The 23563-nt window shown below is 74.0% G+C and carries 19 protein-coding genes; 7 read left to right on the plus strand and 12 right to left on the minus strand.

Features of this window, described 5'->3' with window-relative positions:
- Positions 1–19 precede the first annotated feature (19 nt).
- Positions 20–1537: a carbohydrate binding domain-containing protein gene (locus tag ACFQ6N_RS09275; RefSeq protein ID WP_380648004.1), complete on the minus strand. Its 1518-nt coding sequence runs from the start codon at positions 1535–1537 to the stop codon at positions 20–22.
- A gap of 261 nt (positions 1538–1798) precedes the next feature.
- Positions 1799–2401 carry a choice-of-anchor C family protein gene (locus ACFQ6N_RS09280; protein ID WP_380648005.1) on the minus strand — a complete coding sequence of 201 codons (603 nt, stop codon included), beginning with the start codon at positions 2399–2401 and terminating at the stop codon, positions 1799–1801.
- Positions 2402–2852: 451 nt separating this feature from the next.
- Between ACFQ6N_RS09280 and ACFQ6N_RS09285 the strand changes: the two genes are divergently transcribed.
- Entirely contained in the window at positions 2853–3806 is a 954-nt protein-coding gene (locus tag ACFQ6N_RS09285) for an aldo/keto reductase (protein ID WP_380648006.1), read from the plus strand.
- Positions 3807–3924: 118 nt separating this feature from the next.
- Here ACFQ6N_RS09285 and ACFQ6N_RS09290 read toward each other — a convergent pair whose 3' ends face one another.
- From ACFQ6N_RS09290 to ACFQ6N_RS09305, 4 genes are all read right to left on the minus strand, one after another.
- Entirely contained in the window at positions 3925–4602 is a 678-nt protein-coding gene (locus tag ACFQ6N_RS09290) for a GNAT family N-acetyltransferase (RefSeq protein WP_380648008.1), read from the minus strand.
- An 83-nt stretch (positions 4603–4685) separates the two neighbouring features.
- Complete coding sequence (locus tag ACFQ6N_RS09295; RefSeq protein ID WP_380648230.1) at positions 4686–5306, minus strand: nitroreductase family protein; 621 nt, start codon at positions 5304–5306, stop codon at positions 4686–4688.
- Positions 5307–5504: 198 nt separating this feature from the next.
- Positions 5505–7142, minus strand: coding sequence for an ABC-F family ATP-binding cassette domain-containing protein (locus ACFQ6N_RS09300; protein ID WP_380648009.1), 1638 nt, complete (start codon positions 7140–7142; stop codon positions 5505–5507).
- Between the two features lie 169 nt (positions 7143–7311).
- The gene (locus ACFQ6N_RS09305; RefSeq protein ID WP_380648010.1) at positions 7312–8520 is read right to left on the minus strand and encodes a hypothetical protein; all 1209 of its coding nucleotides are present in this window, start codon (positions 8518–8520) and stop codon (positions 7312–7314) included.
- Between the two features lie 566 nt (positions 8521–9086).
- On the opposite strand from ACFQ6N_RS09305, the gene ACFQ6N_RS09310 reads away from it, so the two are divergent.
- Positions 9087–10721 (plus strand): ABC-F family ATP-binding cassette domain-containing protein, encoded by a 1635-nt coding sequence (locus ACFQ6N_RS09310; protein ID WP_380648012.1) that lies wholly within the window; start codon positions 9087–9089, stop codon positions 10719–10721.
- Between the two features lie 40 nt (positions 10722–10761).
- Here ACFQ6N_RS09310 and ACFQ6N_RS09315 read toward each other — a convergent pair whose 3' ends face one another.
- The 5 genes from ACFQ6N_RS09315 to ACFQ6N_RS09335 form a co-directional block, all read right to left on the minus strand.
- The gene (locus ACFQ6N_RS09315; RefSeq protein ID WP_380648013.1) at positions 10762–12249 is read right to left on the minus strand and encodes a S41 family peptidase; all 1488 of its coding nucleotides are present in this window, start codon (positions 12247–12249) and stop codon (positions 10762–10764) included.
- A 298-nt stretch (positions 12250–12547) separates the two neighbouring features.
- The gene (locus ACFQ6N_RS09320; protein ID WP_380648014.1) at positions 12548–13198 is read right to left on the minus strand and encodes a Pr6Pr family membrane protein; all 651 of its coding nucleotides are present in this window, start codon (positions 13196–13198) and stop codon (positions 12548–12550) included.
- Positions 13199–13366: 168 nt separating this feature from the next.
- Positions 13367–14041, minus strand: coding sequence for a response regulator (locus tag ACFQ6N_RS09325; RefSeq protein ID WP_380648015.1), 675 nt, complete (start codon positions 14039–14041; stop codon positions 13367–13369).
- A gap of 111 nt (positions 14042–14152) precedes the next feature.
- Positions 14153–15424 carry a sensor histidine kinase gene (locus ACFQ6N_RS09330; protein ID WP_380648017.1) on the minus strand — a complete coding sequence of 424 codons (1272 nt, stop codon included), beginning with the start codon at positions 15422–15424 and terminating at the stop codon, positions 14153–14155.
- The gene (locus tag ACFQ6N_RS09335) at positions 15421–16536 is read right to left on the minus strand and encodes a hypothetical protein (RefSeq protein WP_380648019.1); all 1116 of its coding nucleotides are present in this window, start codon (positions 16534–16536) and stop codon (positions 15421–15423) included. Before ACFQ6N_RS09335 ends, ACFQ6N_RS09330 begins: the two co-directional genes overlap by 4 nt.
- Before the next feature lie 373 nt (positions 16537–16909).
- Between ACFQ6N_RS09335 and ACFQ6N_RS09340 the strand changes: the two genes are divergently transcribed.
- Both ACFQ6N_RS09340 and ACFQ6N_RS09345 read left to right on the plus strand, forming a co-directional pair.
- Positions 16910–18604 carry a hypothetical protein gene (locus ACFQ6N_RS09340; protein WP_380648020.1) on the plus strand — a complete coding sequence of 565 codons (1695 nt, stop codon included), beginning with the start codon at positions 16910–16912 and terminating at the stop codon, positions 18602–18604.
- A gap of 80 nt (positions 18605–18684) precedes the next feature.
- Positions 18685–19104 carry a hypothetical protein gene (locus ACFQ6N_RS09345; RefSeq protein WP_380648021.1) on the plus strand — a complete coding sequence of 140 codons (420 nt, stop codon included), beginning with the start codon at positions 18685–18687 and terminating at the stop codon, positions 19102–19104.
- A gap of 10 nt (positions 19105–19114) precedes the next feature.
- Here ACFQ6N_RS09345 and ACFQ6N_RS09350 read toward each other — a convergent pair whose 3' ends face one another.
- Positions 19115–19648 carry a GNAT family N-acetyltransferase gene (locus ACFQ6N_RS09350; RefSeq protein WP_380648022.1) on the minus strand — a complete coding sequence of 178 codons (534 nt, stop codon included), beginning with the start codon at positions 19646–19648 and terminating at the stop codon, positions 19115–19117.
- A gap of 300 nt (positions 19649–19948) precedes the next feature.
- On the opposite strand from ACFQ6N_RS09350, the gene ACFQ6N_RS09355 reads away from it, so the two are divergent.
- From ACFQ6N_RS09355 to ACFQ6N_RS09365, 3 genes are all read left to right on the plus strand, one after another.
- Positions 19949–21082 carry a CaiB/BaiF CoA transferase family protein gene (locus ACFQ6N_RS09355; RefSeq protein WP_380648024.1) on the plus strand — a complete coding sequence of 378 codons (1134 nt, stop codon included), beginning with the start codon at positions 19949–19951 and terminating at the stop codon, positions 21080–21082.
- 2 nt (positions 21083–21084) lie between these two features.
- Complete coding sequence (locus ACFQ6N_RS09360) at positions 21085–22227, plus strand: acyl-CoA dehydrogenase family protein (RefSeq protein WP_380648025.1); 1143 nt, start codon at positions 21085–21087, stop codon at positions 22225–22227.
- A 102-nt stretch (positions 22228–22329) separates the two neighbouring features.
- Positions 22330–23544, plus strand: a complete 1215-nt coding sequence (locus ACFQ6N_RS09365; RefSeq protein WP_380648026.1) for an acetyl-CoA C-acetyltransferase — start codon at positions 22330–22332, stop codon at positions 23542–23544.
- Positions 23545–23563: the final 19 nt, after the last annotated feature.

A 23563-nucleotide genomic window follows, 5' to 3' on the forward strand; every position in this document is an offset into this window, starting at 1 on the left:
GGACCGGACGACCTGCCGGTCAGCCCGCGTACTGGCTGAACAGCTTCGCGAACTCGTACGGCTGCTGCGGGATGTTGGTGCACTTGGCGAGCGACCCGCCGGTGCAGGCGTTGGCGTCCCGGGTGGCGTCCCAGAAGGCGAGCAGGCCGAGGTGGTTCTGCTTGGCGAAGGCCACCAACTGCTGGGCGGCGGCCTGGTTGTAGATCTGGTGGTCGTCGTTCTCGCCGATCATCGGGGTGACGCCGACCATGGCCCACAGCTGGGCGTCGGTCTTCGCCGGGTAGAGCGCCTTGAGCTGGCCGAACAGGGCCTGGGCGGCCTGGACGGCGGCGTTGCCGTAGTCGGTCCCGGCCCGGTAGTAGTCCATCGCCATGATGTTCACCAGGTCGGTGGTGACCCCGGCGTCGCGGGCGGACTTGACGATGGCGACGCCCTCGGCGGTCAGGCCCTCGGGCAGCACGGGCAGGGTGAAGGAGACCTTGAGGCCGGGGTGGGCCTGCTGGAGCTTGGCGAGCGCGGCGGAGCGGCGGTCGTTGGCGGCGGTGTCGGCGATCGCCGCGCCCTCGATGTCGAAGTCCACGTAGCGCAGGTTGTAGGCGCTCACCACGGCGTCGTACTCGGCGAACAGCGAGTCCACCGAGGTGCAGGCGGCGGCGAGTTCGGTGCCGCTGGCGCCGCCGAAGGAGACCTTGACGTCGCCGCCGGCCGCGCGCAGCGCGTCCACCTGGTCCTTGGCCCAGCCGGTGCGCGGGTCGTAGGCGTTGAACCAGCTCGCCTTGCAGCCGACGCCGGTGACGAAGCCCATGGTGTAGCCCTTGAGGTTGCCGGCCTTGGCCAGGTCGGGCATCGAGGGGGTGGGCCAGGCGCCCATGTCGATGTACGGGGCGACCGGGAGCGCGACGTTCGGCGCCGGGGTGGTCGGGCCGCCGGTGGGCGTGCCGGTCGGGGTCCCGGTCGGCGTGCCCGAGGTGGGCGGCGCGGTGGTGGGGCCGCCGCCGCCGGGGCCGGTCAGCGTGATGTCGTCGGCGAGGTAGCCGCCCTGTCCGTACCAGCCGTGCAGGTACACCGTGACGCTGGTGGTGGCCGCGCCGGTGGTGAACGTGGTGGACAGCTGCTGCCAGTTGGGGCCGCCGACGGTCCAGGTCGCCGGGTCGGTGACACCGCTGCCGGTGGCGCCGAGGTACACGTACTGGCCCTGCACCCAGGCGCTGAGGCTGTACGTGGTGTTGGGCTGGACGCTGACGGTCTGGCCGCACTGCGCGGTGTCACTGGCGCTCACCGCCCCCTTCAGCGCGTACGTCCCGCTGTGCGCACCCGAGTTGACGACGCTCCCGGTGCCGGCGGAACAGCTCCAGGGGCTGAGCGCACCGCTCTCCAGGCCGCCGTTGGCGAGCAGGTTGCCGTCGGCGGCACCGGCGTTCCCGGCCAGGACGGCCAGGCTTCCAGCGGCCAGCGCGGTGGCGGCGGCGAAGCTCAGCAGGGTGGTCCGGGTGGCGGGCCGGCGGTGCGTGGGGGCGTGCTGGGGCGCGCTGGGCATGGGGGTGCCTCTCGGGACGTGGTGGCCGCCCGCGCCGCGAGGGGGGAGACACGGGGCGGGCGGCGGCCTTGGGTGGTCCGGTGCGGGGGAGCGCGGTGCTGAGCATCAAACTGGACTAGACCAGCTGTGCACGTCAAGCACTTCCCGGCACCTGACGCCTCACCGGGGGCAGGTTTTAGGAACGGTTAAGACGGGGTCCCGCGCGGGTCCCGCGCGGGGTCGGAGCGAGGGCGGACGGGCGGCGGGCGGGGCTCCGGGGGCTCAGTCGCAGCACGGCTTGCACTCCTTGACCTGCACGTTGTCGATCACCGGACCGTACGGCCCGGCCACGGTGCTGACGAAGCTCAGCGTGGTGCCGGAGTTCTGTGCGACGAAGCTGAACTGCCGCCCCACGTAGCCCATCGCGGCCATCGTCTTGCCGGTGATGTCGAAGGTGAAGTCCTGGAAGTTCTGGCCGTCGATCCGCACCCGGCCGGTCCGCAGGACGGGACCGCCCGCCGGGTTCCCGGCCAGCGCGTACGTCACCGAGTAGGTGGTGCCGGGGACGGTGGCGAAGGTCTGGGCGATGGTGCCGCTGTCGGCGCCGTTGAGGTCCACCGACTGGTCGCCCTCGGCGGCCTGCCAGAAGCCCGCGCCGATCAGGTCGACGCTGCCGCTGACGACCCGCCACGGGCCGATCACCTGACCGGCGTTGTACTCGGTGAAGGAGTTCGCCGCGACCTTGGGCGACTCGAAGCTGCCGTCGTCGAAGCGGCTGAGGGCGCGGTTGCCGCCGGCGGCCTGGGCCGGGACGGCGAGCGCGGTGGCGGCGGCGGTGGCCGCGAGCAGGGTGGCGGCGATGACGCGGGTGCGCGAGAGCTGCATGGGTTCCTCCCCGATGGGCTGTGGACTGACGAGCCGTGGGCCGACGGTCCGTTGGACCGAAGAGCCGATGATCGGCTGTGTGCAGAGCGTCGACCGTCCCGGTGAGCCCTGCCAAGACCGGACGGTCGGCGTCCGGGGGTGCGGAGGTCCGTGGGTGTGCTCTCGCGCGCCGGTTTGACGAGGGGTACCGGGGGTGGCCGGGAGGAAGGCCCGGGGCCGGGGCCGACGGGCCGACGGCCGGGTCCTGCGGCCCGGTGGTGAGACCGGAAGCGCACGCCCCGGCTGCACCCCTGCGGCAGGCCGATGACCATACGAACCGAACGGGCTCGGCCCGAACCGGCTCGGCCCGAACGGGCTTGACCCGAACGGGCTTGACCTTGAGTGCACTCCAAGGGGGAAGCTGAGGGAGTCGATCAAGCACCACCACGGACACCACGATGGGAGCACCACCATGCGCAACGCCCCGTTCGGTACGAGCGGCCCCGAGATCGGCGTCGTCGGCCTCGGCTGCATGGGTATGACCTGGGCCTACGACGTGCGGAGCCGGGACGACGAGAACTCCGTCCGGGTGATCCGGCAGGCCCTGGACCTCGGCGTCGGCCTGATCGACACCGCCGACATGTACGGCCCTTACACCAACGAGGAGGTCGTCGGCGCGGCCCTGGCCGGCCCGTACCGGGAGCGCGCCTTCCTGGCCACCAAGGTGGGCATCGTCCCGGGCGGCGGGGGCCAGCAGGAGTGCAACGGCCGGCCCGAGCACGTGCGCCGCTCGATCGACGAGAGCCTGCGTCGCCTGGGCACCGACCACGTCGACCTCTACCAGCTGCACCGGGTCGACCCGGAGGTCCCGATCGAGGAGACCTGGGGCGCGTTCGCCGAGGTCGTCGCGGCGGGCAAGGCCCGGAGCATCGGCCTCTCCGAGGTGACCGTGGCGGAGATCGAGCGGGCGCAGGCGGTGCACCCGGTGGCCTCCGTGCAGAACGAGCTGTCGCTGTGGACCCGGGACGCGCTGGCCGAGGTGCTGCCTTACACGGAGGAGCAGGGCATCGCGCTGCTGCCGTTCTCGCCGCTCGGCCGGGGCTTTCTGACCGGCAGCATCGCCTCCTTCGACGAGCTGCCCGCCGACGACTTCCGCCGCCGGCTGCCGCGCTTCCAGCAGGACGCGCTGAAGGCGAACCTGGACCTGGTCGGGAAGGTCCGCGCGGTCGCCGAGCGGGTCGGCGCCACGCCCGCGCAGGTGGCGCTGGCCTGGGTGCTGGCGCAGGGGCGGTACGTCTTCCCGATCCCGGGCACCCGCACGCCGCGCTACCTGGCGGACAACGTGGGCGCGGCCGGGGTCGTGCTCTCGGCCGCCGACCTCGCCGAGCTGGACGCGCTGCCGGCGCCGACCGGCGGGCGCTACTGACCTGCCGGCCGTTTCCCCGGCTGTCCCCGGGCGTTACCGGCCGTCCGGAGCGCTGCCGGCCGTCCGGTCTCGGCCGGGGCGCTGCCGGCCGTCCGGGGCCGCTGCTGCGCGCAGGGCGCTACCGGCCCGTCCCGGCGGTCCCGGGCCGCTCCCTCACCCACACCAGCTGCCGCCCGGTCTCGGCCGGAGCCCGGACGGCGGCCGGGGCGATCCGTTCCAGCCGGTAGCCGAGCTTGCGCGGGACGGCCGCGCTGGCGGCGTTCGCCCGGTCGCAGCGGATCTCCACCCGGGTGATCCCGGGCAGGGCCAGGGCGGCCTCGGTCAGCGCCCCGGTCGCGGCGGTGGCGATGCCGCGGCCGACGTGCCCGGCGGCGACCCAGTAGCCGAGCTCCAGCGCGCCCGGGCCGATCCGCCCGTGCAGGCCGAAGGCGCCGATCACACCGCCGGGCTCGGCGTCCAGGCCGGCCAGGTACATGAAGTCGGTGCCGGCCTCCCAGGCGGCCGAGCCGGCCCGGGTGAGTTCGGCGGTGCGCGCCCGGCTGGGGGCTTCGGCCGCCCACTCCATCCAGGGCCGCAGGTGGTCCAGGTTGGCGCGGACGGCCCGGTTCAGCGCCGCGGAGTGGGTGCTGCTGCGGCGGCGCAGCCAGAGGCCGCCGGGCAGCCGCAGCCGTTCGGGCGGCCGCCCGGCGGTCACCTCCGCGGAGGACTCCGGGGGCGTGTCCGTCGCCGTCTCCGCCGCCGTCCGCGCCCCTGCCGCCGGGACGCGGTCACAGGAGCATGACTGTGGGTGGCTCATGACGGCGATTATGTCCTTGGCCCGGACCCGTCACCACGCGATTTCCCCGCCGGCGGGGCGTGCGCGGCCACGGCCCCGGCGGGTCAGAGCCGGACCATCACCTCGTCGAGCTCCTTGCGCCGCAGATCCGGTACGCGCGCGCCCTCGGCCGGGTAGCCGACCGGGATCACGTACGCCGCGCGCTCCTCGGCCGGGCGGTCGCACACCTCGTTGAGGAACTTCATCGGGCTCGGTGTGTGGGTCAGGGTGGCCAGCCCGGCCTGGTGCAGCGAGGCCAGCAGCAGGCCGACGGCGATCCCGACCGACTCCTTGGTGTAGTAGGGGCGCGGCGAGTCGGGCCCCTTGTGCACCTCGAACACCACGATCACGGCCGGCGCGTCCTCCAGGAACGGCTTGCGCCAGTCGGTGCCGATCGGCGCCAGCGCCGCCAGCCACTCCTCCGACGCCCGGTGGCCGTAGAACTCGCGCTCCTCGGCCTCGGCGGCCTCGCGCAGCCGCCGCTTGCGCTCCGGGTCGGTGATCACCACGAACCGCCAGGGCTGGACGTGGGCGCCGCTGGGCGCGGTGCTCGCGGTCCGGACCGCCCATTCGACGACCCCGTCGGGGATCGGGCGGGTGGTGTAGTCCCGGACGGTCCGGCGCTGCGCCATCACGTCGTGGAAGGACCTGCTGCGGGCCTCGGCCTCGTGGGCGGGCACCGTCATGGGGGTGAGCGGGACGGTCGGATGGGACGTCTCCGCCACGGCGCCGTTCGCGCCGTTCGCGCTGTCAACATCTGTACGGTCAACCATGGCGCACAGCACAGCACATGACGGCCCCTCCGGGAAGAGGTCGAGACCAATTCCCGGAGGGGCTGATCACCGGGCCGATCACCGGGCCGGTCGGGCCGGTCGGGCCAGCGGCTACAGCTCGTGCACCCGCCCGTCCCGGACCTCTATCCGCCGGTTCACCGCGACGGTGTCCAGCATCCGCCGGTCGTGGGTGACCAGCAGCAGGGTGCCGGTGTACGAGCCGAGCGCGGACTCCAACTGCTCGATCGCGGGCAGGTCCAGGTGGTTGGTGGGCTCGTCCAGCACCAGCAGGTTCACCCCGCGGGCCTGCAGCAGCGCCAGCGCGGCCCGGGTGCGCTCGCCGGGGGAGAGGGTGTCGGCAGGGCGCATCACGTGCACCGCCTTGAGGCCGAACTTGGCGAGCAGGGTGCGCACGTCCTCCGGCGACAGCTCCGGGACGGCGGCGGCGAAGGCGTCCGCCAGCGGCTCCCCGCCGAGGAACAGGCCGCGCGCCTGGTCCACCTCGCCGACCACCACGCCCGAGCCCAACGAGGCGCTGCCGCCGTCGAGTTCGAGCCGGCCCAGCAGGGCCGCCAGCAGCGTGGACTTGCCCGCGCCGTTGGCCCCGGTGATGGCGACCCGGTCGGCCCAGTCGATCTGCAGGTCCACCGGGCCGAAGGCGAAGCCGCCGCGCCGGGCGGTGGCCCCGCGCAGGGTGGCGACCACCGAGCCGGAGCGCGGCGCGGCGGCGATCTCCATCCGCAGCTCCCACTCCTTGCGGGGCTCCTCGACCACGTCCAGCCGCTCGATCATCCGCTGGGTCTGCCGGGCCTTGGAGGCCTGCTTCTCGGTGGACTCGGAGCGCATCGCGCGTCCGATCTTGTCGTTGTCGGAGGACTTGCGGCGGGCGTTGCGCACGCCGTGCTCCATCCAGCCGCGCTGCATCCGGGCGCGGGCCTCCAGCCCGGCCTTGGTGTCGGCGTACTCGTCGTACTCCTCCCGGGCGTGCCGGCGGGAGACCGCCCGCTCCTCCAGGTACGCCTCGTAGCCGCCGCCGTACAGGTTGACCTGCTGCTGGTGCAGGTCCAGCTCCAGCACCTTGGTCACGGTGCGGGCCAGGAACTCGCGGTCGTGGCTGATCAGCACGGTGCCGGCGCGCAGGCCCTTGACGAAGGACTCCAGCCGCTCCAGGCCGTCCAGGTCGAGGTCGTTGGTGGGCTCGTCCAGCAGGAAGACGTCGTAGCGGGAGAGCAGCAGCGAGGCCAGGCCGGCCCGGGCGGCCTGGCCGCCGGAGAGCGCCGTCATCGGCAGGTCCAGGGAGACCTTCAGGCCGAGCGAGTCGGCGACCTCCTCGGCGCGCTCCTCCAGGTCGGCGCCGCCGAGCTCCAGCCAGCGGTCCAGGCTCGCCGCGTACGCGTCGTCGGCGCCCGGCCGGCCCTCGACCAGGCCCTCGGTGGCCTCGTCCAGCGCGGTCTGGGCGTCCGCCACGCCGGTGCGGCGGGCCAGGAAGTCCCGGACCGACTCGCCCTCGCGGCGCTCCGGCTCCTGGGGGAGGTGGCCGATGTTGGCACTGGCCGGGCTCAGCCGCAGCGAGCCGCCCTCGGGGGTGTCCAGGCCCGCCAGCAGCCGCAGCAGGGTCGACTTGCCGGCGCCGTTCACCCCGACCAGGCCGATCACGTCGCCGGGGGCGATGACCAGGTCCAGGCCGGTGAAGAGGGTGCGTTCGCCGTGGCCGGCGCTGAGGTCCTTGACTACGAGTGTCGCGCTCATGATGGGGCCGATTGTAGGAGGAGCGGGGCCCGGGCCGGAAAAGACGGGGCACGGCGGCCCCGGCGTTCCCGGCCCCCGGCGTTCCGGTCGGGCGCCGGAAACGCCCGGGGGCCGCGGCTGTGGCAGCCGCGGCCCCCGGGGAGCAGTGGGGGAGGTCACTCCCCGTGGATCACTTGGCCTTCTTCGAGAAGTACTCGAACATGTGCTGGGCCACGTCCTCCAGGTACGGACCGGCCTCGTAGGTGTTCGCGCCGTTGCCGATCGAGGTGTCGCTGACCAGGGCCGGCTTGCCGTCCTTGGTCGCGTACCAGCCGCCGCCGCTGCTGCCGCCGGTCATGTTGCAGCCGATCAGCAGCATCGCCGGGCGGCTCGGGTCGCCGGTCTTCCTGGACGGCTTGCCGCCGTCGCAGTGCTCCAGCTCGACGCCGTCGAAGGGCTTGCCCTCCGGGAAGCCGTAGTTGGCGACGGAGGCCAGCTGGTCGCGCGGGGCGTTGAACCACAGCGGCACCGAGCCGCCGACGGTCTCCTCCAGCGACTTGCCGTTCGGGTCCGGGTTGGCGACCTTGATGATGCCGAAGTCGTACTGGCTCCACGGGCCGCCGTGCTCCGGGTCGGCCTCGGCGGTCCACTGCGGCGAGACCATGCCGGCGGTCGCGCCCCACTCGCCGTACGGCTCCGCGTCGTCCAGCTTGGACTTCTGCTTGTTGCCGTTGCTCAGCACGCCGTTGCTGTTGAAGGCCGGGGCGAAGGTGATGTCGGTGTAGTACTTGTTGCCCTTGCCGCCGTGCAGGCAGTGGCTCGCGGTCCACACCAGGTTGCTCTTGCCGGGGTTGGCCGGGTCGGAGACGACGGTGCCGGAGCACACGTAGTCCTCGTTGCCGTCCTTGAAGAAGATCTTGCCGTTGACGTGCATGTTCTTGGGGAACGGGTGCGCCACGGGCTTCGCCGGGACCACGGCGGGCAGCTGGTCGGGGCCGGCCGGCGGCTGGGCGGCGGTGGGCTGCGCCGGGGCCGCGCTGGTCGGCTGCGGCGCCGGCGCCTGCGTCGGGTCCTGGGCGGGGGCCTGCGGCAGCGGCTTGGGCTTGGCGTTCAGCAGCTTCTGCAGGGTCCAGTAGCCCTTGACCGCCGGGGGCACGACGTTCGCCTGGGCCCACTTGTCCCAGTCGTCCAGCTTCCAGGTCTTCAGCTCTTCGAGCGTCGGAAGCTTGATCGGGGCCGCGCCGGGCTTCCCGGAGGCGTCGGCCGCGACCGTGGGCGCGGAGGTCTGGGCCACGACCGGGTCGCTGTTGTCCGGTCCGCACGCGGTGGCGACCACCATGGTCAGTGCGGCCACGGAGGCGCCCAGGACGGCACGGCTCGGCCGGGATATCGGTGACATGCGTTCAAATCCCCCTGTTTGACGACCGCCATACGGCCCGATCCTCGGGTACGGCCCACCGGCCGCAGGTATGGCAGGTGAGGAGTCTGCCATGTTGATAAGGAACTCCTTACATCCGCCCCCGACCGGGACGGGGCTGTCACGGGATCGGCACCGGATCGGCACCGGGCCTCCCTGCGGCCTTGGCGCGGGCGCCCGTTGGGGGGTTCCGGGTGGGGTGCCGCGGGCCGGCGCGAGCCTTTGCGGGGCCGGTCCGGGCCGGGCGTGAGGTGCCGGCCGGGGCCGCCCGGAAAACCGGTTGCGGGCGTTCCGGGAGGTCCTTAGCGTGGTGGGAGTCATCAGCCAGACAAGGAGAAGGCCGTTGCTCTACTGAGGTTCCGGGACACCGCCCCGCCACGCAGGCACCGCTGCCGCGTGGTGCGCGTGTGTGCGACCTCAGTCACGGCCCCGTGGCGATCCCCCGTGTGACGCCACCCCTTCGCTCCCCTCCGGCCGTACCGTTCCGCACCCGCGGTGTCTCCCCGTGTTGCTCACCACCCCTTCGGCAACCACCCCGGGAGGCCTCCATGGCACAACCCACCACCGCCGTCCTCTGCACCGACCTCACGTTCGAGTGGCCCGACGGCAAACCCGTCCTGGACGGGTTCCACCTCGCCGTCGGCCCCGGCCGTACCGGCCTGATCGGGCTCAACGGCGCGGGCAAGTCCACCCTGCTGCGGCTGATCGCCGGCGAGCTCACCCCCACCGGTGGCACCGTCCGGGTCGACGGCGAGCTCGGCTACCTGCCCCAGGGCCTGACGCTCGACACGACCCTGCGGGTGGACGAGGCGCTCGGCGTCCGCGCCGCCCGCGAGGCCCTGCACGCCATTGAGTCCGGCGACACCGACCAGCGCCACTTCGACGCCGTCGGCGACGACTGGGACGTCGAGGAGCGCGCCCGCGCCACGCTCGACCGGCTCGGCCTGCGCCGCCTCGGCCTCGACCGCACCACCGGCGAGCTCTCCGGCGGCGAGGCGGTGCTGCTGCGGCTGGCCGCCCTGCTGATGGCCCGCCCCGACGTCCTGCTGCTCGACGAGCCCACCAACAACCTCGACCGGGCCGCCCGCGAGCGGCTCTACGAGACGGTGGCCGGCTGGCAGGGCGTGATGCTGATCGTCAGCCACGACCGCGAGCTGCTCCGGCACGTCGACCAGATCGCCGACCTCCGGGACGGCGAAGTCACCTGGTACGGCGGCAACTTCGCCGAGTACGAGCGCACCCTCACGGCCCAGCAGGAGACGGCCGAGCGGCTGCTGCGCAACGCCGAGGCCGACGTCCAGCGCCAGAAGCGGGACCTGGCCGAGGCCCGCACCCGGCTGGACCGCAGCGCCGCGTACGGCAAGAAGCGCTCGGTCACCCGCAACGACCCGCACATCTTCGCGGGGATGCTCAAGCGCAAGGGCCAGGAAACGGCCGGCCGGCTCCAGGGCATGCACACCGAGCGGCTGGAGGAGGCCCGGGCACGGCTCAGCGCGGCCGAGGAGGCCGTGCGCGACGACGCCGAGATCCGGATCGACCTTCCCCCAGCCTCCGGCCGGGGGTCCCCCCATCGCACCGCCGTCCCGGCCGGGCGCACCGTGCTCACCCTGCAGAAGGTCAGGCTGCCCCACGGCAGCACCGCCGAACTCGACCTGCGCGGGCCCGAGCGGATCGCCCTGGTCGGCCGCAACGGGGCCGGCAAGTCCACCCTGCTGCGCGCCATCGCGGGCGAACTCGCCCCACTGGAAGGAGAGATCACCACCCCGGTGCCGCTGCGCCACCTCCCGCAGCGGCTCGACCTGCTGGACGACGGGCTCACCGTCGTGGAGAACGTCAAACGGTTCGCCCCGGCCGCCGGGGACAACGCGATCCGCGCCCGGCTCGCCCGCTTCCTGTTCCGCGGCGCCCGGGCCGACCAGCCGGCCGCCACCCTCTCCGGCGGCGAGCGGTTCCGGGCGACACTGGCCGCCCTGCTGCTGGCCGACCCGCCGCCGCAGCTGCTGCTGCTCGACGAGCCGACCAACAACCTGGACCTCGCCAGCGTCCGGCAGCTCACCGAGGCACTGGCCGCCTACCAGGGCGCGCTGATCGTGGCCAGCCACGACCTGCCGTTCCTGCGCGGCCTCGGGCTGACGAGGTGGCTGGAGCTGGACGGCGACCTGAGGACGGTGGATCCGATGTAGCGGGTACCGCGTCGGCGGAGGCAGGGGCGGGGGCGGGGGGCTACTCCTGCCGGTCGGCCTGTGCCGATCGGTCGCCCCGGTCGGTCTGGTCGCCCCGGGCAGCCTGGTCGGTCTGGTCGGTCTGGTCGGCCTGGTCGGTGAGCACCCGGCGGGCCGTGCTCAGGGCGGAGTCCTTGAGCCCGGCCAGCTCGTCGGGGGTGAACACCGGGGTGCGGACGTCCGGCGGGATGCCCGGTCCGTCGAAGGTGCTGCCGCTCCGGGTCAGGTACTTCTCGTTCGGCAGGACGACCATGAAGTCCGGCGAGAGGGTCTTCATCAGCACGTCGGAGTAGACGCCCTGGGTGTTCTCGCCGATCCGGACCACGTGCGGGGAGCGCCCCATCATGGCCTGGGTGAAGGTCTCCGCGGCACTGGCCGAGATCGAGGAGGTGAGCACCGCCACCGGTCCGGTGAAGTGCCCGCCCGCCGAGGGCCGCACGGTGATCGGCTGGGGCCGGGTGAACTTCGTCGGGTCGGCCGGGTCGTTGCGCGCCACCTTCCGGTAGGCGACGTAGGGGCAGTCGGTGAGCCGGGCGGCGATGTGCAGTCCGAGCGCGTCCGAGCCGCCGCCGTTCAGCCGCACGTCGACGACCAGGCCGGTGAGCCGGTCCGGGTCGGCCAGCAGGGCGTCCAGCGCCTTGTCCAGCTCGTCGACCTGGCTGCGGTAGTCGCCGTCGGTGTAGCTGTTGAAGCTGCTCACCCGGAGGTAGCCGATGCCGTCGGGGAGCAGCCCCACGCCGAGCCGGCCGCCGGCGAAGAGCTGCTCCGGGCCGGTCAGCTGGGCGGCGGAGGCCTGCCGGGCCTGCGCGGTCAGTTCCTTGGTGCGCTCCGTCGTGCCGGGCCGCCGTCCGCCGAACACGGGCTTCGGCTGTCCGTCGACCACCCGGGCCAGTCCGGTGTGCGCGTCGCCCAGCGGCCGGAGCATGTCGACGAAGACCTCCTGCACCTGCTCGGTGGTCGTCGCCGGGGTGATCCTGCGCCGCTGCTCGTCCCGGACGGCCTGCCAGTCGATGCCCTTGGCGGCGAAGAACGGGTAGTTCTCCTCGAAGGTCTCCCAGAACCGGTCGAAGACCGCGAGCGGGTCGTTCGACGCCGGAGCGGCGCACAGCGCCGGCAGGGCGGCGAGGCGGGTGAGCGCCTTGCTGCCGACCCCGCCCTCCTCCTGGTCGACGAGCCGGTCGCGGCCCTTCGGGGTGAGCGTCAGCGCGTTGGTGCCCATGGTGTAGCGGGTGGTGCCGTCCTGACCGGGCGGGCCGGCCTGGGTCGCGGTGATCCAGCCGGGCACGCAGCTGTGCTCGGTCACGTCGTAGGCGGTGAGCCGGTCCCCGGCGATCGCGATCACCATGCCGTAGCCGTCCGTCCGCCAGAACCCGACCGGCGGGCTCCCCGGCCGTCCCTGTGCTGCGGCGACCCCCGGTGCCGCCAGCCCCGCCGCGGTCGCGAGCGCCACCACCGCGGCCGCCGTCCTGCCGATTCCCCTGTGCGTCATCTCCGGCCTCCGCCGAACTCCGGCTTCCCCCGCGGAACCCCTCCGCCGCCGTTCCCGACGCTACGGGCGCCCCCGCCGCCCCGGCGTCATCCGGCGCGCCGCATCCGTTTCCTCCTCGGGGCCCATCCGGCGCCGGGGCGGAACGGTCCCAGGGGGTATCGACAGCAAACGGTTTTGACGGCTGGTGAAAACCCGTCGGCGGTGGCCCCGGACGCGGTGTGTCGCTTCCGGAGCCACCGCCGTGTGCGGGGCTGTGCCTGCCGTGCCGTGCCGGGCCGGGCGTGCCTGAGCTGCGGGGCTACGCCCGAGGTGCGGGCCGCAGTTTGCCCGCGACCAGCGTCCCGAGCCGGTCGAGTCCTATGACGAGGGCGGCGAGCACCACGAACTCGACGGTCAGCTGGGCGATCTGCCCCCAGACGTAGCCGTAGCCCTTGGTGGTCGGGTCGAAGAAGAAGTAGGGGTAGGGCGTCGGGTAGTCGTCGAACAGCGCGTTGCGGGCCAGCACGATCGCCGCGTAGCCGAGCGGGAACGCCAGCCAGAGCGGTACGTCCTTCCAGGCCGCCGCGTTGCGCGGCTTCAGCACCAGCCAGTCGATGATCACCATCACCGGCGTCACGTAGTGCAGGAAGAAGGACGACCAGTGCGCCAGCTTGTCCGGCCCGCTGACCAGTCCGGGCAGCGGGTTGGCGCCGTGCTGCAGCAGGATGTGCGAGACCAGCCCGGTGATCAGGATGTACAGCGTGGCGGCGCCGCGCAGCCGGGGCGCGGGCGCGTCCACGGTGTCGCGCCTGACCATCCAGTACACCGCGCCGATGAAGTAGCCGAACACGATCACGTTGCTCTGCACGGTGAAGTACACCAGCGGTGCCACGCCGAGGATCAGGCCGAGGCCCGCCGAGAGGACGATCCCCATGCGCCACCACAGCGCGGGGCGGGTCCGGACTGTCATACGGTCACCAGTTCGTTCCAGGCGATACGGGAGGTATCGGACGGCTGAAGGGGAAGTTCGCACTCTACTCGCTGGTACCGATGAGGTGGAACACGTGTGCGACCTCCGGCGGTGGCCCCTCCCCGGGACCTCCCCGGAGCCCTGCCCTCGCGACCGCTCCCCGTCGGTTCAGCCGGGCAGGACGAACCCCGACTCGTACGCCGCGATGACCGCCTGGGTGCGGTCCCGCGCGCCGAGCTTGGCGAGGACGCTGCCGACGTGCGTCTTCACCGTCTCCTGGCTCACCACCAACTGGGCTGCGATCTCACCGTTGTTCAGCCCGGTGGCCATCAGCCGCAGCACCTGCCCCTCCCGCTCGGTCAGCCGCCCGGTCGGCCCCCGGTCGACCGCGCCGGCCTCCCGCCGGCGGTCCGCGCCGTGGCGCAGCGCGAGGTCGCGGACGGCCGCCGGGAAGAGCAGCGAGTCCCCGCGCGCGACCAGTCGTACGGCCTGCACCATCTCCTCCGCCCGGGCCCGCTTGAGCAGGAACCCGGCCGCGCCCGCGCGCAGCGCGTCGTACACGTGGTCGTCGTGCTCGAAGGTGGTGACCACCAGGATCCTCGGCGGCTCGGCCATCCCGCCGACCAGCTGTTCGGTGGCCCGGATCCCGTCGATGCCGGGCATCCGGACGTCCATCAGCACCACGTCCGGCCGCAGTTCGCGCACCAGCGGGATGACCTCGGCCCCGTCGGCGGCCTCGCCGACCACGGTGAGGTCCGGCTCGGCGTCGATCACCACCCGCAGGCCCGTGCGGACCAGCCGCTCGTCGTCCGCGATCACCACGCGGATGCCGTCACCGTCCATGCGTTTCCCCGTCCACTCGTTGTCCCGTTCGCCCGTGGTCCCGTTTGCCGGTGGTCCCGTCCGCCCGTGGTCCCGTGCGCCGGTTGTCCCGTGCGCCGGTGCGCCGGTCGTTCATCGTGCGGTCCCTTCCACCGGCAGCCAGACGGCCAGCCGCCACGTCGTCCCGTCCGCGTCCGGCCCCGCCGTGCTGCCGCCGCGCAGGGCCGTCGCGCGCTCCCCGATCCCGCGCAGCCCGCGTCCGCCGCCGGGGCGGCTCGGGCGCCCGGGGCCCAGCGGGTTGGTCAGTTCGATCTCCAGTCGCCCGCCGGCCAGCCCGACCCGCAGTCCGGCGGGGGCGGGCCCGGCGTGCCGCAGCACATTGGTCAGGCCCTCCTGCACGATCCGGTACGCCTCGCGGGAGACCGGGGCGGGCAGTCCGGCCAGGCCGGGGGCCAGTTCGGCGTCCACCGTCACCCCGGTGCGGGCGAGCTGGCGCAGCAGGTCGTCCAGTCCGGCGAGGGTGGGCCCGGCCGGCCCGGCGGTCCCGGGGTCCTCCTCGCGCAGCAGGCCGAGCACGGTGTCCAGTTCGGCGACGGCCGCCCGCGCGGTCTCCTCGATCGCCCGCAACGCCTCGGCGGCGAAGTCCGGGTCGGTGCGCAGCACCCGGCCGGCCGCCGAGGCCTGGATGCCGACCGCGCTGAGCGCGTGCCCGACCGAGTCGTGCAACTCGCGCGCCAGCCGGTTGCGTTGGGCGAGCACGGTGGCCCGCCGCTCGGCGACGGCCAGTCGTTCCTCCGGGGTCGGGCCGAGCAGGGCGGGCGCCCAGCGGGCGAGCAGCGCGCCGCAGCCGGCGTTGGTGAGGGCGATCAGCAGCAGGACGGCGAGGCCAAGGGCGGGGCCGGTGATCATCCAGCCGGGGAAGTGGTCCGTCCAGAACCGGGTGAGGTCCCGGATCCCGCCGTAGCCGAAGGCCAGCGCCACCGCGAACGGCGTCCCGGCCAGGGTCATTCCGGCGACCACCCCGCCGAAGAACAGGTGCAGCACGAACCAGAGCGCGGTGCGCCGGCGGGCGGGCCACGAACGGGCCGGCCCGGTGGCCAGTTCCTCCGGCCGCGCGGCCGAGCACAGCGCCCGCGCGGCCGCGCCCTCCAGGGCCCGGACCGTCGGCAGCAGCGCGGTGACGGCGGCCATCGGCAGCGAGGTGAACAGCGAGAGGAATTGCCACAGCATCTGCCGGAAGGGGCCTTGGGCCGGGTTGAGCGCTCCGAGCAGCACCACCGACAGCAGCCAGTACGGCATCAGCAGCGCGCCGCCCAGCACCAGGTGCACCCAGCGCAGCCGGGCCCGCCGCCCGACCGTCGCCGCCACCGCACGCCGCAGCCGCGTGCCCGCCCCCGTGTTCACCGGGGTGACTCTACGTCAGCCCGATCATCCGACTGTCGGTTTTTAGGCCGGGGGTCTTCGGCCTGCCGGTCGTCGGGCCGGGGGTTGTCGGGCCGCCGGTCGGCGGGCTGCGGGCCGTCGGGGCGTCCGGTCGGGAGGCCCGCCGCCGCGGTCCGGGCCGCCGAGGCCGCGGCGTGCTCGGTCAGGGCGATCGCGCCGACGGCCAGGACCAGCACCCCGACGACCAGTTGGCCGGTCTCCACCAGGGGCATCAGCCCGGGCACCGCCTTCCGCAGGTCCGTCACCCGGCCCGCCGTCGCCCCGAGGGCCACCAGCTGCCAGCCACCCCAGCCGAACAGCGAACCGGCCGCCGTCCAGACCGCCAGCAGCGGTCCGAGCAGCCGCCGCCGGGGCCCGAACCGGAACACCAGGGCCGGCAGCGCCACCGCGGTGACCACCGCCATCACCGCCGTCACCCCGTCCATCACCGCGACGCCCCCGTTCCCCTCTTCCACCATCGCGACCGGCAGCCCGGCCGTTCCGCCCGCCGCCCAGTAGACCCGGGCCGCCGCGACACCGACGGCGAGCAGCGCGGCGACGCAGGCGAGGGCGCGCTGAACGGTCAGCGTGGGGGAGTGCGGCAGGTCGCCGATCCGCTGCCGCAGCAGGCCGGCCCAGCGCCGTCGGGCGTACAGGACGAAGGCGGTGATCAGCGCGAGGCCCTGCACGGTGAAGCCGCCGTACACGACGGCGAACACCCAGCCGCCGAGGCCGTGGTCGTCGTTTCCGCCGCCGTGCTCGGGCCCCCGCACCAGGAGGGTGAGCAGGAATACCGGCAGCGCGACCAGGATGGTGCCGAGCAGTCCGGTCGCCACCCACATGGGGAACGCCACCAGCCCGGCCGGTACCCGCCGGCCCCACGGCCGGACGAAGGCCAGGGCCAGGGCGACGGCGATCGCGTCCATTCCGAAGGTGAGCAGGTTCACCAGCCAGAGCCGGTCCAACCCGGCGGGGTCGTCGGACCCCACCGGGTGCCCGGTCAACCACAGCAGTTTGAGCGTCAGGTACGGCACGGTCGCGGCCACCGCGGTCCACGCGGCTCCGGCCCGTACGGCGCGTTCATCGATTCTCATGCCCTCCACGGTCCCGCCGCGCCCGTCCCCGGACGTCAACCCGGTGAAGGGTAGGCCTCCCTCCTCCGGGGGAACCTCGGTCCCCGGCCGTCCTCCCGACGGTGGAGCGGCTCGTTGATTCGGGTGCGCACTTCACGGGAGGGGACACGACATGGCCGAGCCGTCCGTACCACTGCCGCCGTCCCGGCGGCCCGATCCGTCTCCGTCTCCGTCTCCGTCTCCGTCTCCGCTTCGGCCTCCGCCGAGGCCGGCCGCCGCCCCCGTCCCGGACCCCTCGCAGCAGCTCATCCGGGCCCAGGCCGGGCCCGAGTGCGGTGACGCGACCGCCTACCTGCGGGCGGGGGCCCACCTGGACCCGGCCTTCCGGGACGCGGTGATCGAGGAGCTGGCCGAGCACCCGTACCGGGTCCCGGCGCCGACGCCCGGGGTGGACCTGGGGACGGTGCTCAAGGAGTGCTTCGCCGCCCGCAGGCAGGCCGTCGGGCGGGCCGTCCTGGTCCTGCTGGCGGCCGGTGCGGTGCCGGCCGTCGTGGTGCTGGACCTGCTGTCCCTGTCGGCGTCCGAGCCGGTCTCCGGGCCGGACGCCGGCTCGCGGGCGGTAGGCCTGCTGGTCCGGGTGGGGCTGGCCTACCTGGGCATCCCGCTGGTGTTCGTGGCGGCCTGGCTGGCCCGGTCCGACCGGCCCGGGAGGCGCCGGCTCGGCACCTGGCTGGCCGTCGGCTGCGCACTGGTGGCCGGGCAGGTGCTGGGGTGGGCCTTCGTCGGCGGCCTGCTGGCCGTCTGGTTCCTGGTGGCCCTCGCCGGCCGGGTGCGGCTCGAACGGACCCTGCACGACCTCGGGGCCGGGCGCGCCGCCGTCCCCGAGGACCCGGTCCGCCAGGAGGTCTACCACCGGCTCGCCTGGCAGCAGGCCTACCCGGACGTCGTCTACAGCGACTACGCGCCCTTCGTCGGCGCCGGGGTCCAGCTCGACCACTGGTCCTTCGCGGACGAGCTGCTGCCCGACCCGGCCGCCGCCCCCGCCGCCGACCCGACCCCCGTGCTGACCGTCCCCGTCGTCCACGCCCGGCTGCGCGCCGAACTGGCCCGCCTCGGCGCCGCCTCCGTACCGGCGTACCCGGGCGACCGGCTGCACGGGATCACGGTGGACGACCTGGTGTTCAAGAGCGGCAAGCGCCTCGGCCCGGCCACCGACTGGTGCGGCTACGGCCCCGGTACGGCGTTCGCCGCCCTCGCGCCGTACGCGGAGCGGTCCGTGACGCGCCCCGTGCCCGGGACCGGTTCGCCCGGGACGGGTTCCCCCGGGACGGGTTCCCCCGGGACCGGTTCAGCCGGGCCCGCACCGGCCGGACCGGCGGGTGCCCCGTACGGCGCGGCGCACTGGTGGGCGGACAGTGTCGACCTCGCCGCCGAGGAGCGGCTGCGCCACTACCTCGCGGTACGGGTCGAGGGCTGGAACGCCGAGGTGGTCGTGACGGTCTACGTCCGGGCCCAACTCCAGGGCGGGCAGCTGTTCCTGGAGAGTCGGGCCTTCGTCCTGCCGCCCGTCGCCCGCGCCTACCACGCGATCGACACCGCGGCCCCGCCCGTCGACGCGGGCGACTGGTTCGGCCTCGCCGCGGCCGCGCTGGCCTCGCTGCCCGTCCTGGTGGCGGGCTCGGCCGGAGTGCTGCGCCGCGCCGCCCGCAGCCGACGGGCGGAGGTGCGCAACGCGCGCCGGTACGTCCGGATGTGCCGGGAGAACCGGCCGGTCGACCACGGCCCCGCCCTGTCCGTCCGGGAACTGGGCGCGGAGGCCGCCTACCAGCAGCTGTTCCAGGAGATGGACGTCCAGCGGTTCGTGAAGGCCGTCCGGGCCCGGATCGTGTCCGCGGTCCGCGACTGCCTGCGGGACCACGGGTTCCGCACCGACGGCGCCGAGGTGCTGCAGAACGTGGTGATCAACAGCGGCGTCCAGGTGCACGGCGACGTGCACGGCGTCGTCCAGAGCGGGGCGGCGGCGAGCGCGTCGTACCGGACGGTCACCCCGCCGGCGCAGCGCGTCGGCAGCGGGCCGCAGCAGGACTGACCGGGCCCCGGAACCGCCGGCGCCCACGACCGACAGCCCCGAGACCACCGGTCTTCGAAACCGATCAGGAGCCGACCGATATGGCGAACACGTCCGACGACCACGGCGGGATCAGCATCACCGGGAACGTCACCGGGATCGTGCAGAGCGGCAGCCGCGCCCGCGCCGAGTTCACCCACCGGCAGACCGTCCCCGAGCAGGGCGAAGCCCCCGAACCGCGGGCGCTGCTCGCCGCGGTGGACGCCCTGCGGGCAGGACTGCGGGCGCTCCCGCCGGGCGAACTCCCGTCGGCCGCCGCGGAGGCGGCCGGGCAGGCGCTGGACGAGGTGGCGGAGGCCTCCGCCGGGACCGGGACCGGTCCTGCGGTGGCGGGCGTTGGGGACTCGGGCGGGGACCGGATCAGGCGCGCCGTGTACACCCTCACCGGGGCCCTGGGCGCCGCCACCACCCTCGCCGAAGCCCTGCAAGCGCTGACGGCGGCCGCCGCGCCCTGGTTCTGAACCCTCCCGGTCAGGCCATCCGGTGGATCAGCCGCTCCTCCTCGTCGACCCGCCCGTCCGGGTCCGCCACCAGCCCGAGCCGCTCGGCGAGCCGGCGCGAGGGCAGGTTGTCGGCCCGGATCAGGGCGACCACCGGCACCCCGGGGAAGCGCGGCCGCCCCTCGGCCATCGCCGCCCGCGCGGCCTCCGCCGCGTACCCCTTGCCCCAGGCGGACGGCCGGAAGCGGTAGTAGAGGTTGAACACCCGCTGTCCGTCCAGTGTGTGCAGGTACAGCCCGGCGAACCCGATGACCACCCCCGGCTCCTCCCGCGTCGACACGGTGCAGTACCCGATCCCGTCCCGCACCCAGTCGGCCACGAAGCCGTCCAGTGCCTCCTGCGCCGCCGCGAGGTCCCGCTGCGGTCCGTGCGGGTTGTACCGGTTGGTCTCCGGGTCCCCGTGCACGGCGAACATCGCCTCCGCGTCCCCCTCCTGCGGGCGGGTGAGCACCAGTCGCTCGGACACGGCGACGACGGTGCGGGCGGTGTGCTGGGCCGTGGTCATGACGATTCCCCTGTGGTCATTCGTAATGGACGCCTCGCACGATAGGCCATTACGCCGACGGGTGTCCGCCCATATTCCGGGCCGCGCGGCCGGGTGCTCGGACGGGCGCGGACCCGGGGGAGGCCGGAGCGGCGCGGAGGTCTTGTTACCGGCGGGTCGCTTGCCTATCATCCCGAGTGTTACAGCTTTACTGTCAAACCCCGAAGGGTTCTGCGGCCAGTGCGTGACACAAGCAGTCCAGCGGGCGGCGCGGGCGGCCCGGGTTCGTCGTCGGGCGGGCCGCCGTCGGGCAGGCCGCCGGTGGGCGGACCGTTGGCGGGTGTGCGGGTGGTGGAACTCGCGGGCATCGGGCCGGGGCCGTTCGCGGCGATGCTGCTGGGGGACCTCGGGGCGGACGTGGTGCGGGTGGACCGGCCGGAGCCGTCACCGCTCGGCACCGATCCGGCGTACGACCTCAGCAACCGCAACAAGCGCTCGGTGCTGGTCGACCTGAAGGCACCGGAGGGGCCCGGCCGGGTGCTCGACCTGGTCGAGCGGGCCGATCTGCTGATCGAGGGCTACCGGCCGGGTGTCGCGGAACGCCTCGGGGTAGGACCGCAGGCGTGCCTGGCCCGCAACCCGGCGCTGGTGTACGGGCGGATGACCGGGTGGGGGCAGCAGGGGCCGCGGGCCGCGACCGCCGGGCACGACCTCGGGTACGCGGCGGTGGCCGGGGTACTGGGCCTGGTGGCGGCGCCCGGGGGTGCCGACGAGGCACCCGGGATCCCGGCCAACCTGCTGGGCGACTACGCGGGCGGCTCGCTCTACCTGGTCGTCGGCCTGCTCGCGGGCCTGCACCACGCCCGGGCCACCGGCACCGGCCAGGTGGTGGACGCCGCGATCGTGGACGGCGCGGCGCACCTCGGCAGCATGCTCTGGGGCCTGCTCGCCGCCGGCCACTGGCAGGACCGCCGGGGGACGAACCTGCTGGACGGCGGCGCCCCGTTCTACGCGGTCTACCGGGCGGCCGACGGCGGACACCTGGCCGTCGGCGCCCTGGAGCCGCGCTTCTACGCCGAGTTCGCCGGCCTGCTGGAACTGGGCCCGGACGCCCCCGGCCAGTACGACCTGCCCCGCTGGCCCGAACTGCGGGCCCGGATCGCCGCCCGCTTCGCCACCCGGACCAGGGCCGAGTGGGAAGCCGTCTTCGCCGGTTCGGACGCCTGCGTGGAACCGGTCCTGACGATGCGTCAGGCAGCGGCGGACGGCCACCTGTCGGCGCGCGGCACCTACGTCGAAGCCGGCGGCGTCACCCAGCCCGCCCCCGCCCCGCGCTTCTCCGCCACCCCCGGCGCGCTGCGCCGCCCGCCGGCCCTGCCGGGCGCGGACACCGCCGACGTGGCCCGGGACTGGGGCATCCCCTCCCTCGACTCCGCAGCAGACCAAGGAGAGTAGCGTTGCAGCGCGAGATCTTCACCGAGCAGCACGACGACTTCCGGGCCACCGTGCGGGCCTTCCTCGCCAAGGAGGTGCTGCCGCACTACGACCGCTGGGAGAAGGCCGGGATCGTCGACCGTTCCGTCTGGCTCGCGGCCGGCCGGCAGGGCCTGCTGGGGCTCGCCGTCCCCGAGGAGTACGGCGGTGGCGGCACCCCGGACTTCCGCTACGCCGCCGTGCTGGCCGAGGAGTTCGCCCGGGCCGGCGCCTCCGGGCTGGCGATCGGCCTGCACAACGACATCATCGGCCCCTATCTGACCTCGCTCGCCACCGAGGAGCAGAAGCGCCGCTGGCTGCCGGGCTTCTGCTCGGGCGAACTGATCACCGCGATCGCCATGACGGAGCCCGGCACCGGCTCCGACCTGCAAGGCATCCGCACCCAGGCGGTCGACCGGGGCGACCACTTCCTGCTCAACGGCGCCAAGACCTTCATCTCCAACGGCATCCTCGCCGACCTGGTCGTCGTGGTGGCCCGCACCACCCCCGAGGGCGGGGCGCACGGCCTGAGCCTGCTGGCCGTCGAGCGCGGCACGCCCGGCTTCGAACGCGGCCGCAACCTCGACAAGATCGGCCAGAAGGCCCAGGACACCGCCGAGTTGTTCTTCGACGACGTCCGGGTGTCGAAGGAGAACCTGCTCGGAGAGCTCAACGGCGGCTTCGTCCACCTGATGCGGAACCTCGCCCAGGAGCGGCTCACCATCGCCGCCGCCGCGATCGCCGGCGCCGAGTACCTGGTCGAGATCACCACCGACTACGTCAAGCAGCGCGAGGCCTTCGGCCGGCCGCTCGCCAAGCTGCAGCACGTCCGCTTCGAGATCGCCGAACTCGCCACCGAGTGCGCCGTCACCCGGACCTTCGTCGACCGCTGCATCACCGAGCACAACCGCTGGGCGCTCACCCCGGCGGACGCCTCGATGGCCAAGTGGTGGGCCACCGAACTGCAGAAGCGCACCGCCGACCGGTGCCTCCAACTGCACGGCGGCTACGGGTACATGAGCGAGTTCCCGGTCGCCCGGGCGTTCACCGACGGCCGCATCCAGACCATCTACGGCGGTACCACCGAGATCATGAAGGAGATCGTGGGCCGCTCCATCCTGGGCTGAACCCTCCCCGGCCCGTCCCGGTCCTCTTCGGCCCCCGCCTCCCCGGACCCTCTGCCCCGGACCCTCTGCCCCGACCCCCCCGCCCCGAAAGGCACCCCCATCGTGACCACCGAAGCGTACGTCTACGACGCGATCCGCACCCCGCGCGGCCGGGGCAAGGCCACCGGTTCGCTGCACGGCACCAAGCCGATCGACCTGGTCGTCGGCCTGATCCACGAACTGCGCGCCCGCTACCCCGAGTTGGACCCGGCCGCGATCGACGACATCGTGCTCGGCGTGGTCAGCCCGGTCGGCGACCAGGGCTCCGACATCGCCCGGATCGCGGCCATCGCGGCCGGACTGCCCGACACCGTCGCCGGCGTCCAGGAGAACCGCTTCTGCGCCTCCGGCCTGGAAGCCGTCAACCTGGCCGCCGCCAAGGTCCGTTCGGGCTGGGAGGACCTGGTCCTGGCCGGCGGCGTGGAGTCGATGTCCCGGGTCAAGATGGCCTCCGACGGCGGCGCCTGGTTCGCCGACCCGATGACCGCCTACCAGACCGACTTCGTCCCGCAGGGCATCGGTGCCGACCTCATCGCCACCATCGAGGGCCTCTCCCGCACCGACGTGGACGCCTTCGCCGCCGAGTCCCAGGCCCGCGCCGCCAAGGCCCAGGCGGACGGCCTGTTCGACCGCTCGGTGGTCCCGGTGCGCGACCGCAACGGCCTGGTCGTACTGGAGCGCGACGAGTTCATCCGCCCCGGCACCACCGTCGACACCCTGGCCGCCCTCAAGCCCTCCTTCGCCGCGATCGGCGAGGCCGGCGGCTTCGACGCCGTCGCCCTGCAGAAGTACCACTGGGTGGAGGCCATCGATCACGTCCACCACGCCGGCAACTCCTCCGGCATCGTCGACGGCGCCGCCCTCGTCGCCATCGGCAACCGCGAGGTCGGCGAGCGGTACGGGCTGCGCCCGCGCGCCCGGATCGTCTCCGCCGCGGTCTCCGGCTCCGAGCCCACCATCATGCTCACCGGCCCGGCCCCGGCCACCCGCAAGGCGCTCGCCAAGGCCGGGCTCACCGCCTCCGACATCGACCTGGTCGAGATCAACGAGGCCTTCGCCGCCGTCGCGCTCCGCTTCATCCGCGAACTCGGCTTCCGCCACGACCAGGTGAACGTCAACGGCGGCGCGATCGCCCTCGGCCACCCGCTCGGCGCGACCGGCGCGATGCTGCTCGGCACCGTGGTCGACGAACTGGAGCGGCGCGACCTGCGCTACGGCCTGATCACCCTCTGCGTGGGCGGCGGCATGGGCGTCGCCACCATCGTCGAGCGCGTCTGACCCCCTCCCCGCAGACCTG

Source organism: Kitasatospora sp. NPDC056446 (assembly GCF_042796115.1).
GTDB lineage: Bacteria > Actinomycetota > Actinomycetes > Streptomycetales > Streptomycetaceae > Kitasatospora.